The sequence below is a fragment of the Sphingobium quisquiliarum P25 genome (assembly GCF_000445065.1).
GTDB classification, from domain to species: Bacteria; Pseudomonadota; Alphaproteobacteria; order Sphingomonadales; family Sphingomonadaceae; genus Sphingobium; species Sphingobium quisquiliarum.
The window spans coordinates 16,302-29,124 of the sequence record NZ_ATHO01000150.1 but is presented as its reverse complement, the minus strand read 5'-3'; the positions used below and the strand labels follow the sequence as shown (position 1 = coordinate 29,124).

13 protein-coding genes are annotated in these 12,823 nt (G+C 65.0%); 10 read left to right on the top strand and 3 right to left on the bottom strand.

Translation table 11 applies throughout. From position 1 onward, the window contains the following. Window positions 1-164: 164 nt before the first annotated feature. The gene (locus L288_RS38605; RefSeq protein WP_021239510.1) at window positions 165-1,541 is read left to right on the top strand and encodes a cryptochrome/photolyase family protein; all 1,377 of its coding nucleotides are present in this window, start codon (window positions 165-167) and stop codon (window positions 1,539-1,541) included. Window positions 1,542-1,577: 36 nt separating this feature from the next. Next, window positions 1,578-2,843 carry a class I SAM-dependent methyltransferase gene (locus L288_RS38600; protein ID WP_021239509.1) on the top strand — a complete coding sequence of 422 codons (1,266 nt, stop codon included), beginning with the start codon at window positions 1,578-1,580 and terminating at the stop codon, window positions 2,841-2,843. A 3-nt stretch (window positions 2,844-2,846) separates the two neighbouring features. Here L288_RS38600 and L288_RS38595 read toward each other — a convergent pair whose 3' ends face one another. After that, window positions 2,847-3,557, bottom strand: a complete 711-nt coding sequence (locus L288_RS38595) for an SDR family NAD(P)-dependent oxidoreductase (protein ID WP_021239508.1) — start codon at window positions 3,555-3,557, stop codon at window positions 2,847-2,849. 102 nt (window positions 3,558-3,659) lie between these two features. Further along, the gene (gene purF, locus L288_RS38590) at window positions 3,660-5,138 is read right to left on the bottom strand and encodes an amidophosphoribosyltransferase (protein ID WP_021239507.1); all 1,479 of its coding nucleotides are present in this window, start codon (window positions 5,136-5,138) and stop codon (window positions 3,660-3,662) included. Between the two features lie 178 nt (window positions 5,139-5,316). Here purF and ccmC point away from each other — a divergent pair, with 178 nt between their 5' ends. The 8 genes from ccmC to L288_RS38555 all read left to right on the top strand — a co-directional run bounded on the left by ccmC (window position 5,317) and on the right by L288_RS38555 (window position 12,222). Next, on the top strand, window positions 5,317-6,039 hold the full coding sequence (gene ccmC, locus L288_RS38585) for a heme ABC transporter permease CcmC (RefSeq protein WP_021239506.1): 723 nt from the start codon (window positions 5,317-5,319) through the stop codon (window positions 6,037-6,039). A gap of 5 nt (window positions 6,040-6,044) precedes the next feature. Then, complete coding sequence (locus tag L288_RS44160; protein WP_021239505.1) at window positions 6,045-6,176, top strand: hypothetical protein; 132 nt, start codon at window positions 6,045-6,047, stop codon at window positions 6,174-6,176. Beyond that, window positions 6,173-6,619, top strand: coding sequence for a cytochrome c maturation protein CcmE (gene ccmE / locus L288_RS38580; RefSeq protein ID WP_021239504.1), 447 nt, complete (start codon window positions 6,173-6,175; stop codon window positions 6,617-6,619). Before L288_RS44160 ends, ccmE begins: the two co-directional genes overlap by 4 nt. A 46-nt stretch (window positions 6,620-6,665) precedes the next feature. After that, window positions 6,666-8,594 (top strand): heme lyase CcmF/NrfE family subunit, encoded by a 1,929-nt coding sequence (locus tag L288_RS38575; RefSeq protein WP_021239503.1) that lies wholly within the window; start codon window positions 6,666-6,668, stop codon window positions 8,592-8,594. After that, complete coding sequence (locus L288_RS38570) at window positions 8,591-9,118, top strand: DsbE family thiol:disulfide interchange protein (RefSeq protein ID WP_021239502.1); 528 nt, start codon at window positions 8,591-8,593, stop codon at window positions 9,116-9,118. Before L288_RS38575 ends, L288_RS38570 begins: the two co-directional genes overlap by 4 nt. After that, window positions 9,115-9,522 (top strand): cytochrome c-type biogenesis protein, encoded by a 408-nt coding sequence (locus L288_RS38565; RefSeq protein WP_021239501.1) that lies wholly within the window; start codon window positions 9,115-9,117, stop codon window positions 9,520-9,522. Before L288_RS38570 ends, L288_RS38565 begins: the two co-directional genes overlap by 4 nt. Then, window positions 9,519-10,160, top strand: coding sequence for a tetratricopeptide repeat protein (locus L288_RS38560; protein ID WP_021239500.1), 642 nt, complete (start codon window positions 9,519-9,521; stop codon window positions 10,158-10,160). The genes L288_RS38565 and L288_RS38560 overlap by 4 nt, the downstream gene beginning before the upstream one ends. 154 nt (window positions 10,161-10,314) lie before the next feature. Beyond that, window positions 10,315-12,222 (top strand): potassium transporter Kup, encoded by a 1,908-nt coding sequence (locus tag L288_RS38555; protein WP_021239499.1) that lies wholly within the window; start codon window positions 10,315-10,317, stop codon window positions 12,220-12,222. 77 nt (window positions 12,223-12,299) lie between these two features. On the opposite strand, the gene L288_RS38550 is transcribed toward L288_RS38555, so the two are convergent. Continuing rightward, the gene (locus tag L288_RS38550) at window positions 12,300-12,764 is read right to left on the bottom strand and encodes an Hsp20 family protein (protein ID WP_021239498.1); all 465 of its coding nucleotides are present in this window, start codon (window positions 12,762-12,764) and stop codon (window positions 12,300-12,302) included. Window positions 12,765-12,823 lie beyond the last annotated feature (59 nt).

The following is a 12,823-nucleotide window of genomic DNA, read 5'->3' as shown; positions in this document are numbered from 1 at the left end:
TGTTCCGGCGAAGGATGTCCGCCGCCATTTGCTATGCGCCGAGGATAAGCGGCGAACAGCCTTTCGTCCAATAATCAAAATCAGTCGCCGCCACGTGCGGAAGGCTTTTTGCGCTGAAACGGGCGGGGGATGGACTTACGCGGGGCAGGTGGCATTTGTGGGAAATGCCCGATCCCGTCCTTGTCTGGTTCCGCCAGGACCTGCGCCTGTCCGATCAAGCCGCGCTCGCGGCAGCGATGCGGGAAGGGCCGGTCATTCCGGTCTATATCCTGGACGATGCCGCCCCCGGAGAGTGGAAGATCGGGGCGGCGCAGCGCTGGTGGCTGCACCATAGCCTGGAGAGCCTGGCCAAGGATCTGGAGGACCGCGGGTCCCGCCTGATCCTGCGGCGCGGGAACAGCGCGGAGGAGCTGGAGCGGCTGGCGAAGGAGACCGGGGCCTGCGCCGTTCACGCCCTGTCGCATCTGGAACCCTGGTGGCGCAATGCCGAGCGAGCGGTCGCGCGCAGGCTCCCGCTCCACCTTCACGACGGCGCGCTGCTGCTGCCGCCCGAATGCCTCAAGACTGGCGGCGGCACGCCTTACCGCATCTTCACGCCTTTTGCCCGCGCGGTGATGGAGCATATGCCCCCCGCAAAGCCCATGCCTGCGCCAAAGCGTATCGATGGGCCTGCGAAATGGCCCCCTAGCGAGAGGCTTTCCGGCTGGGGCCTGCTGCCAGCGCAGCCGGATTGGGCAAACGGCTTTGCGAAGGAATGGACGCCGGGTGAGGCGGGGGCGGCGAAGCGGCTGCGCGACTTCGATGACGAGGTGAGCGGCTATGACCCGGCGCGCAATCTGCCCTCTTGCGAAGGCACGTCGCGCCTGTCGCCCCATTTGCATTTCGGCGAGATTTCTCCAGCCGAGATATGGCATCGGGTCAGCGGCAAGGGCGAAGGCGCGGCGGTGTTCCTGAAGGAACTGATCTGGCGCGATTACGCCCATGTCCAGATCTGGGTCATGCCGGAATATGGATCGAAAAACGCCCGCGGCACCTTTGACAACATGCCCTGGCGCGACCTGCGCGAGGCAAAGGGCGACTTTGCCGCATGGAAACTGGGACGGACCGGCTATCCGATCGTGGACGCGGGCATGCGCCAGCTATGGGCGACCGGATGGATGCACAACAGGGTGCGGATGATCGCGGCGAGCTTCCTGATCAAGCATCTGCTGATCGACTGGCGTCATGGCGCGCGCTGGTTCTGGGACACGCTGGTGGATGCCGATTACGCCAACAACAGTGTCAACTGGCAGTGGGTCGCGGGCAGCGGGGTCGACGCGAATATCTTTTCCCGGATCATGGCGCCGCTCGTCCAGTCTCCAAAATTCGAGGCGGCGGACTATATCAGGCAATGGGTGCCCGAATTGGCGCAGCTTGACGACAAGGTCATTCATGATCCCGATGCCTATGATGCCCGCCCACGGGATTATCCAGCCAAGCGCGTGGGCCACAGGCAGGGGCGCGAGCGGGCCCTGGCGGCTTACCGGCACGTCAAGCGGTGATTGCGTGCCGGGCCGTGAGCGGGCAGAGGTGACAGGATGAACGCTATCGATCCCCGGCGCGGGCGGCGCGCTTTGTCCGTGCGGAAGCTTTCCCGTCCGCAGCGCGGCCGCTGGGCCTCGCGGCTGATCGGCCCGCAATTCCATCGCCTGCTGAACCGGATCGACGCCGGTCTGGAAAAGGGCAGGCTGGAAGCCGTGCTGCCTGATGGAACGATGCGGATATTGGGCGGGCGCATGCCCGGCCCGGTGTGCGAAGTGCATCTGATCCGCTGGCGGGCGTTGCTGCGGCTGGCCCTAGGCGGGTCGGCGGGCTGGTATCAGGCCTGGGCGGCTGGCGAGTGGACCAGTCCCGATCCGGTGCCCCTGTTCGAACTGTTCATGGCCAATGCGGTGGCGCTGGGCAATGTGGCGCGGCCGCGCGGGCCGGGGCGCTGGCTGGGCAAGGCGGTGCATTGGGCCCGGCGGAACAGCCATCGCGGATCGCGGCGGAACATCGCCTATCATTATGATCTGGGCAACGACTTCTACAGCCTGTGGCTAGACCGGAACATGCATTATTCCAGCGCCCTGTTCCGCGATCCAGCCGACCGGATAGAAAGCCTGGAACGGGCGCAGCAGCGCAAGGCCGACGCGATATTGGACCGGCTGAACCTGAAGGACGGCAGCGCTCTGCTGGAAATCGGGTGCGGCTGGGGCGGGCTGGCCGAACAGGCGATGGAGCGTTGCGCCATCCGCTATGACGGGCTTACGCTGTCGGTGGAGCAGGCGGAATATGCACGGGACCGGCTGGGGTCAGGCGCAAATATCCTGCTCACCGACTATCGCGATGCGCAGGGACAATATGACGCCATCGCCAGCGTGGAGATGGTGGAGGCGGTGGGGCAGCGTTACTGGCCCGCTTATCTGGCGGCGATCGAGCGGCTGCTGAAACCCGGCGGCCGGGCGGCCATCCAATATATATTGATCGACGACGCGATCTTCGACAGCTATGCGCGCGGCGCGGACTTCATCCAGAGCTATATCTTCCCCGGCGGCATGCTGATTTCGGAAAGCCGTTTCCGTGTGCTGGCGGAGCAGAAGGGGCTGGAGTGGCGCGACGTCCATTATTTCGGCCTGCACTATGCCGAAACGTTGAAACGATGGCGCGAACGTTTTGACCGGGCCGTTGATCAGGGCCTGCTGCCCGCCAGCTTCGACCAGCATTTCGTCGCGCTGTGGCGCTACTACCTCATGTATTGCGAGGGCGGCTTTCGTGGCGGCACGATCAACGTCGCGCAGGTGACGCTGGTCAAGCCCGGCTGACGATCAGCCGATGCGGCAGCGATAGCCGCTGGGATGATCGGCCTGCACCAGATTGGCGATCGCCTGGCCTACGACCTCGGGTTCCTTGAGCGTCGCCGGGTCTTCGCCGGGGAAGGCGCGGGCGCGCATCGCCGTGCGGGTCGCGCCGGGGTCGACGATGTGGGTGCGGATGGCGGAGATATTCTTCACTTCCTCGCCATAGGCGCTGACCAGCACTTCCAGCGCCGCCTTGGACGCGCCATAAGCGCCCCAATAAGCACGTGGAGCGGCCGCAACGGAGGATGTGAGCGCAACGACGCGCGCGTCGGCGCTGGCCCGCAACATGCCGTCGAAGGCTGCGATCAGGGCCTGGGGCGCCGCGATGTTGAGCGTCAACTGGCGGGCGAATTCCTTGGCGTCGATCGCCGGAACCGCGGCCAGGCTGCCCAGCGTGGCGGCGTTCAGCACCAATATGTCCAGCGCCTGCCAGCGGCCGGAAATCGCCTGGGCAAGGCGGCCGATGCTTTCGCCGTCGATCAGGTCCAGCGGCGCGATCGTCGCGCTGCCTCCGGCCTGATGGATACGTTCCTCGACCTCCTCAAGCCCTCCGGCAGTGCGCGCGGTCAGGATGACGTGTGCGCCCGCCGCGCCCAGCGCCTGCGCCGTCGCCGCGCCGATGCCCCTGCTGGCGCCCGTGACCAGGGCGAGCTTACCGGAAAGAGGAAGGGTCGACATGAGGCATCCCGTTCGCCCCTTGGTGACGCGGGGCCTTTTTTGAGGTGAGAAAGGCGAAAGCGGCGGCCCTTCATCAAGGCCGCCGCCACGCAGCGCTGCCGGTCAGACGACCCGTTCGGCGAGCAGTTCGAACTGGTTCCTGACCGCCACCTCATCCTGGTCGGTGAGGGTGGTCGGATAATCGCCGGTAAAGCAGGCGTCGCAATATTGCGGGCGGATGTCCGCGCGCTTCGCTTCGCCCAGCGCCTTGTAGAGGCCATCGATCGAAATGAAGGACAGGCTGTCGGCGTGGATGAAATCCTGCATGCCACCAATGTCCATCCGATGCGCCAGCAGCTTGGTGCGTTCGGGCGTGTCCACGCCGTAGAAGCAGCTATGTTTGGTCGGCGGGCTGGCGATGCGCATATGCACCTCCGCCGCGCCTGCTTCCCGCATCATCTGCACGATTTTCAGGCTGGTGGTGCCGCGCACGATCGAATCGTCGATCAGGACGATGCGCTTGCCCGCGATCAGCGCCCGGTTGGCGTTGTGCTTGAGCTTCACGCCCAGGTGGCGGACCTTGTCGCCCGGCTGGATGAAGGTGCGGCCGATATAGTGCGACCGGATGATGCCGAGTTCGAAGGGGATGCCCGACTGCTGGGCATAGCCGATCGCGGCGGGCACGCCGCTGTCCGGCACCGGTATGACGAGATCGGCCTCCACCGGATTTTCGATCGCGAGCTGCGCGCCGATCGCCTTGCGGACCGAATAGACGCTGGACCCGTCGACGATCGAATCGGGGCGGCTGAAATAGACATGCTCGAAGATGCAGGGGCGGGGATGATTGTCGCCGAAGGGGCGATGGCTGCGCACTTCCCCGTCATGGGTGACGATGACCAGTTCGCCGGGGTCGATCGAGCGGATATAGTCGGCGCCGACCACGTCGAACGCGACTGTTTCCGAAGCGAAGATGGTCGCGTCGCCCAGCTTGCCCATCACCAGCGGGCGGATGCCCAGCGGATCGCGGCAGGCGATCATGCCTTCGGGCGTCATCACGATCAGCGAATAGGCGCCCTCGACCTGCTTCAAGGCGTCGATGAACTTGTCGAGCAGCGTCCGGTAGGTCGATGTCGCGACCAGATGGATGATGACTTCGGTATCGGAGGTGGACTGGAAGATGGATCCGCGGCGGATGAGTTCGCGGCGCAGCTTCATCGCGTTGGAGATATTGCCGTTATGCGCGACGGCGAATCCGCCTGAGCTAAGCTCCGCATAGAGCGGCTGGACATTGCGCAGCGACGTTTCGCCGGTGGTGGAATAGCGCACATGGCCGCAGGCGGCGTTGCCGGGCAGGCCGCGAATCACATCGTCACGGTCGAAATTGCCCGCGACATGCCCCATCGCCCGGTGGGTGTGGAAATCATGGCCGTCCCAGCTGGTGATTCCGGCCGCTTCCTGTCCGCGATGCTGAAGTGCATGGAGGCCAAGGGCAGTGATGGCCGAAGCGGTTTCGGCCTGAAAAACGCCGAAAATGCCGCATTCCTCACGCAGCTTGTCGTCGTCGAACGGGTTGGTCGTAAACATGGGTGCGAGCGGGTCCATAGCCGATCCTGTCGCCTCATTGGGCGCGATGGCGCGCATATAGTGCTTCGATACCCGTTTGTCGCCTGCCTGTCACAAAAAAGCCGGTGGTCCGGGCGAAACCCAGCGTTTCCGGTGACGGAGCAGGTAAAAGCCCTACTGGCCTTGACGCACTGGCGCGGCTAAAGAGCGTCGCGAAATGCATCGCTTCGCCAATCCCGCCCGTTTCCTGAAAATAGCACGGCCGCTCACCGGCTGGCTGTTCTGGCCGGGGCTCCTGCTGCTGACGGCGGGGGCGCTGTGCGGCCTGTTCGTGACGCCGCCCGATTATCTCCAGGGTGAAACGGTGCGCATCCTCTATATCCATGTGCCCGCCGCCTGGCTGGGGATGGGGGGATGGAGCGGGATCGCGATCGCGGCGGTCATGCAACTGGTGTGGCGTCATCCGCTGGCCGCCGTCGCCGGACGGGCGATCGCGGCGCCGGGCGCGCTGTTCACTGCCATATGCCTGATCACCGGCTCCATCTGGGGGCGGCCGACATGGGGCACCTGGTGGGAATGGGACGGCCGCATGACGTCGATGCTGGTGCTGCTGTTCCTCTATCTCGGCTATATGGCGCTCGCCAATGCCAGCGCGCGGCAGGCGCAGGGCGGCGTCAGTCCCGTCACGGCCATTTTCGGGCTGGTCGGCGCGGTCAATATCCCGATCATCAACCGCTCCGTGGTGTGGTGGAACAGCCTGCATCAGGGACCCAGCATCACCATGCGCGGATCGAGCATCGACATGACGCTGCTGTGGCCGCTTGGCTTCACGCTCGCCGGCTTCACCCTGCTGTTCGCCGCGATCGTGCTGATGCGGATGCGCACCATCCTGGCGCAGGCCAAGGTCGAGGCGCGCATGCAGCGGATGGCGCGGGGATAGACGGCATGAACCAGTGGGCCTTCGTCATCGGCGCCTATGCGCTGACTTTTGCAGCGACATTCCTGCTGTGCCTGCGATGCTGGCGCGCGATGCGCAGCGCGGAAACCGCTGCCCAGAAGCTATCGGAGCGGCCATGAAGGCGAAGCATCAACGGCTAATATTGGCCATTGCAGCGCTCGTGGCGCTGATCGGCGCGGGCCTGCTCGCGGCCTCCGCGCTACGCGACGAGGCGGCCTATTTCTACGCGCCCGCGGACGTTCATAGCAAAGGGGTCGAGCCCGGAAAGGCCATCCGCCTTGGAGGAATGGTCGTCAAGGGCACCCTCAAGCACGCGCCCGATGGCGTCACCATCCGGTTCGACGTGACGGATGGCAAGGCGACGGTGCCCGCATCCTTCAAGGGGATAGCGCCCGACCTGTTCCGCGAAGGGTCCGGCGTCGTGGCGGAGGGTGCCTTCGACACATCCGGCACCTTCATCGCGACCAACCTGCTCGCCAAGCATGACGAACGCTACATGCCCCGCGAACTGGAAGGCATGAACTATGATGAGAAGACGCACGAGATGAAGGCAGAGCGTTGAGGATGGGCCTCATCATCGCCGCGCGCAGAGCGGGCGGGGCGCGTCCATGATCGCGGAGGCGGGCCTGATCGCGCTGTGGCTGGCGTTCGCGCTGGCGCTGCTGCAATTGACGCTCGCGGGCTTTGGCCTTGCGGGCGGGAAGCCGGAATTGCTGGGGTCGGTACGGCCCGTCGCCGTGGCGCAGGGCGTGCTGGTCGGGATCGCCTTCGCCCTGCTGATCACGTTGTTCCTGCGGTCGGATATGTCCGTGGCGCTGGTGGTGACCAACAGCCATTCGATGAAGCCATGGCTCTACAAGTTCGCCGGAACCTGGGGCAATCATGAAGGATCGATGCTGCTCTGGGTCACGGTGATGGGCGTTGCAGGCGCGGCCGTGGCGCTGTTCGAGCGGGCCTTGCGCCGCGATACGCATATGGCGACGCTGGGCGGGCAGGCGGCGATCAGCCTTGGCTTTTATGCCTTCCTGCTTTTCTCTTCCAATCCCTTCGCCCGTGTCGATCCCCCGGCGCCGGACGGGCAGGGGTTGAATCCCCTGCTCCAGGACCCAGGTCTCGCCTTCCATCCGCCCACGCTTTATCTTGGCTATGTCGGACTGTCGGTCGCCTTTTCCTTCGCGATCGGGGCGCTGCTGACGCGGCGGGTCGATGCGGCCTTCGCCCGCGCCATGCGGCCATGGGTGCTCGCCGCATGGGTCCTTTTGACGCTGGGCATCACGGCGGGCAGCTATTGGGCCTATTATGAGCTTGGCTGGGGCGGCTGGTGGTTCTGGGACCCGGTGGAAAATGCGTCGCTGATGCCCTGGCTGGCGGCGACGGCGCTGTTGCACAGCGTCACCGTGCTGGCGACGCGGGACGCCCTGCGCGCCTGGACGGTGATGCTGGCGGTCATCGCCTTTTCCATGTCGATGGTCGGCACCTTCCTCGTACGGTCGGGCATTTTGACCAGCGTCCATGCCTTCGCCGTCGATCCTGAGCGCGGGACCTTCATCCTTGTCCTGCTCGGCTTCTACATTGGCGGCGCATTGGCGCTGTTCGGCTGGCGGGTGGGGGCCGTGCGCGAGGGCGCGCCGTTCGAACTGGTCAGCCGCGAAACCATGCTGGTCGTGAACAACCTGCTGCTGTCCGTCATTCTGGGGCTGGTGCTCATCGGCACGCTCTATCCGCTGATGACCGAAGCCTTTGGGCATAAGGTGTCGGTGGGCGCGCCTTATTTCGACCGGATCGCCGGGCCGGTCGCGCTCATCCTGATGCTCGTCATGGCGGCGGGGCCGCTGACGCGCTGGCGGCGAGACAAACTGGGCTTAGTAGCGCGGCGGCTGCTGGTTCCGGGCGCGATCGCCCTGCTGGTGGCGGTGGTGCTGGCGACTGTGGCGTGGGGGCGGATCGGCGTCCTGCCCTTACTTGGCCTGACTGTCGCGCTGTCGGTGGGGGCGGCGAGTGTCGCTCCCCTGTGGAAGCGCAATCTTCGCCGCACTCCCTTGTTCACCTGGGGCATGGTGATCGCCCATCTCGGCTGCGCTGTCAGTCTGGCGGGGATGGCGTGCGATTCGGCCTTCACCGTGGAAAAGCTGGCGGCGGTGCGGGTGGGCGATACGGTGCAGGCGGGCGACTGGAAGCTGCGCCTGCTCCAGATCTCGCCCATTGCGGGCGATAACTGGACGGCGTTGCAGGCGGATATGGAAGCGGTGCGGGGCGGCGGCAGGGCTGTCACGCTGCATCCGCAATCGCGCTTCTTCGCTTCGCCTGCGACGGCCACGACGGAAGCGGCGCTGCTGACGCGCTGGAACGGCCAACTCTATGTGGTTCTGGGGCAGGAGGCGGAGGATGGCCGCTGGCAGCTGCGCATCTGGTGGAAGCCCTTCGTGACGCTGATCTGGCTGGGCGGCGTGATGATCGCCCTGGGCGGAGCGCTGGCGCTGGTCGGGCGGGAAAGGCGCGGCTGGCTGCTCAAGTGGCGGGGAAGGGCGCTGGCATGAAAAGGCTGCTAATCTGGCTGCCGCTGGCGATATTCCTCGGCTTCTTCGCCCTGTTCGCCAGCGGTCTGCTGAAACCGGATGACCGGGTGATCACGTCGAAGCTGGTGGGCAAGACTCTCCCCGCCTTCTCCCTGCCCGCCGCCGCGAGCGACAGGCCGGGCCTTGCCAGCACGGAACTGGCGACCGGCAAGCCGCGCCTGCTGAATATCTTCGCCAGCTGGTGCCTGCCTTGTGCCGCCGAAGCGCCTCAGTTGATGGCGCTTGCGCAGCAGGGGGTGAATATCGACGCGATCGCCATCCGCGACGCGCGGGCCGATGTCGACCGCTTCCTTGCGCGCTACGGCAATCCCTATGCGCGCATTGGGCTGGACGCGCGCAGCAATGTCCAGATCGCGCTCGGCTCGTCCGGCGTTCCCGAAAGCTTCGTGATCGATGGCAAGGGGCGCATCGTCTATCAGCATGTGGGCGACATCCGCGCCGACGATGTGCCGATGATCCTCCAGCGGTTGAAGGATGCGCAATGAGGATGCTCGCCGCCCTGATCGCGATGCTGCTGAGCGCGCCGGTGCTGGCGCAATCCGCTCTGCCGCCCGCACCCTATGCGAACCGGCAGATCAGCGATCCGGCACAGGAGCGCAAGGCCAAGGCGCTGATGGAAACGATCCGCTGCCTCACCTGCCAGAGCCAGTCGATCGCCGACAGCGACGCCAGCCTGGCGGGCGACATGCGTTCGCAGATACGCGAGCGGATCATGGCGGGGGAGGAGCCCGAACATATCCGCGCCTGGCTGATCGAGCGCTATGGCGATTGGGTGAGCTATGAGCCGACGGCCGATCCGATCCTGTGGCCATTATGGGGCGCGCCGGTCCTGCTGATCGGCCTTGGCCTGCTGGTGCTGCGCGGCCGTATCAGGAGGAAGCGGTCATGACGGGATGGATCATCGCCCTGACGCTCGCCGCGTTGCTGATGCTGGCGCTGATCGTCATCGGCCGCATGCCGCGCAAGACGTGGGAGATTGCGGCCGCCGCCCTGCTGCTGGGCCTTGCGGGCTATGCGTGGCAGGGCAATCCGGGCCTTGCCGGTGCCCCGCGCCACGCCGCCAGCGCCGCGCCCGAAAAGTTTGACGAGCAACTGGCCGAGCGGCGGCGCGGCCTGGCGGAGCGTTTCGGCCCGGCCGGTCAATGGCTGCTGCTGTCGGACGGGCTTGGCAGGCAGGGCAAGACGAAGGAAGCGGCCAATGTGCTGCTGTCCGGGCTCAAGCAGATGCCCAACGATCCCAACCTCTGGCTGGGACTGGGCAACGCTCTCGTCGCCCATGCCGATGGCGTCGTGCCGCCCAGCGCCGATTTCGCTTATCGCCGGGCCATGGCCATCGATCCGAAGGCTCCCGGCCCCCGCTATTTCTACGGTCTGGCGCTCGCGCGATCTGGCCAGCTGCAGGCGGCCAAGGATATGTGGACCCCGCTGGTCGAAAGCGCGCCGGACGGGTCGGGCATCAAGGCGGAACTTCAATTCGCCATCGCGCGTATCGACATCCTGCTCGCGGCAGATGGCGCGGGGCGATAGCGAAGGGCTGTACGGCGTTGCGCGGGCCTTGCACCCATGATAGGGCGCGCCGGATTTGCGGGCTAGGCCAGTAATATGGCCAGCTCACCCTTGCTTGGGTGTCGGAAGCTTATGACGATTCGGCGTGTCCTTAATGGCTGACGCGACAGTAAGCATGGAATCGCACCCTGCGGACGGTCAAGAGCAGGAACATGGGCATGCGGGGCAGAAGGCCACGCTGAAGCTGGTGGTGGGCGCGATCGGCATCGTCTTCGGCGATATCGGCACCAGCCCGCTCTACGCCTTCCGCGAAACCTTTGCCGGGCATCATCATCTGGCGCTCGACCCCGATCATATATTGGGCGTGATCAGCCTGATGTTCTGGTCGATGATGCTGGTCGTGACGTTGAAATATGTCACCATCATCATGCGCGCCGACAATAAGGGCGAAGGCGGCAGCCTGGCGCTGCTGGCGCTGATCAACGGGCAGACCAAGACGCAGCGATGGTCGCGCGGCATCATCTTGCTGGGCGTGTTCGCCACCTCGCTTTTCTACGGCGATTCGATGATCACCCCGGCGGTTTCAGTGCTGTCGGCGGTGGAAGGGCTGGCGGTCTATAATTCAAGCCTTGAGCCCGTGATCCTGCCCGCGGCGGTGGTGATCCTGGTCGGGCTTTTCTGGATACAGGGGCTGGGCACCAACCGGGTGGCGTCGCTGTTCGGGCCGATCATGCTGATCTATTTCGTGACGATCGCGACGCTGGGCGTGATCAGCATCGTGCAGACGCCGGGCATCCTCTATGCCTTCAACCCCTATTGGGCGGTCATGTTCTTCGTCACGGACCCGTTGCCTGCCTTCCTCGCCCTTGGCGCGGTCGTGCTGGCGGTGACGGGGGCGGAGGCGCTCTATGCCGATATGGGTCATTTCGGCCGCAGCCCCATACGCGTTTCGTGGCTGAGCTTCGTGCTGCCTGCCCTCATGATGAACTATATGGGGCAGGGCGCGCTGCTGTTCCGCGAAGGGGCGTCCGCGCTGCACAGTCCCTTCTACCACCTCGCCCCGCAATGGGCGCAGCTTCCGCTGGTCGGCCTGGCGACGATGGCCGCGATCATTGCCAGCCAGGCGGTGATTTCGGGCGCCTTTTCCGTGACCCAGCAGGCGATCCAGCTCGGCTTCATGCCGCGCCTGCGCATTTCGCATACCAGCGCGTCCACCGCCGGGCAGATCTACATCCCCCTGATCAACTGGGGGTTGATGGTCATGGTCATCCTGCTGGTGCTGGTGTTCCAGACATCGTCCAACCTCACTGCCGCCTATGGCATCGCGGTGACGGGGGCCATGTTCATCGACAATCTGCTGCTGACGGTGCTGCTCTACCGGCTGTGGAAATGGCGCTGGTATTATTCCGCGCCGCTGCTGGCGATCTTCTTCCTGGTGGACGGCGCCTATCTGGCGGCCAATTTCACCAAGGTGCCCGATGGCGGCTGGTTCCCGCTGCTGATCGGCTTCGTCGTCTTCACGCTGCTGACCACATGGTCGCGCGGGCGCAGGCTGGTTCAGGACCGGCTGCGCGAGGCGGCCATGCCGATCCCTGTGTTCGTGGCGTCGGCGGCGAACAGCGCCGTGCGGGTGCCCGGCACCGCCGTCTTCATGACATCGACGCCCGATGGCGTCCCCCATGCGCTGCTGCATAATTTGAAGCACAACAAGGTGCTGCATGAACGGGTGATCCTGCTGACGGTCAAGATCAGGGACGTTCCGGTCGTGGAAGATGACGGCCGCTGCAAGCTGGAGGATCTGGGGCGCGGCTTCTTCCGTCTCGTGCTGCAATATGGCTTCATGCAGGAACCGGACGTGCCCGCCGCGCTCAAAAACGTTTCGGGCTGCGGCCAGGCGTTCAAGATGATGGACACCAGCTTCTTCCTCGCCCGCCAGACGCTGCTGCCATCGGCCAAGCCCGGCATGCCCCTGTGGCGGGAGAAGATTTTCGCCTGGATGCTCCGCAACGCGGAAAGCGCGATGGAGTTTTTCCGCCTGCCCACGAACCGGGTGGTGGAACTGGGCAGTCAGGTCGAAATCTGAGCTTGAGCTTGCCCGGCGCAAAAAGGGCGCGGCCTTGCGACCGCGCCCCGCATCATTTCCGTCCTTTGCCAGCCTGATCAGGCGGCGTCGCGATCCTTGCTGATGTCGACGATCTGGCCGCCATTGATGGCGATCTTCTTCGGCTTCATCGCTTCGGGGACTTCGCGGACCAGTTCGATCGTCAGCAGCCCATCGGCAAGGTCGGCCTTTTCCACCCGCACGAAGTCGGCCAGTTCGAAGCGGCGTTCGAAACTGCGGTTGGCGATGCCGACATGCAGGAACTTGCTGCGGTCATTGGATGCGGACTCATCCTTGCGGCCGATCACCTGCAACAGGTTCTGCTGGGCGGTGATGTCGATCTCATCCGGGCGGAAGCCAGCGACGGCCAGCGTCACGCGATAGCGATCCTCGGACAGGCGTTCGATATTGAACGGGGGGTAATTGTCGCTCTGCTGCAACCTCGTATTATTTTCGATCAGGTCGAAAAGGCGATCGAAACCAACGGTCGAGCGGCGATAGGGGGTCAGGTCAAATCCACGCATTGTCATCATCTCCGACAGAGCAAAATGAACATGCCGGACCCGAAAAGGCATCCGGCGAT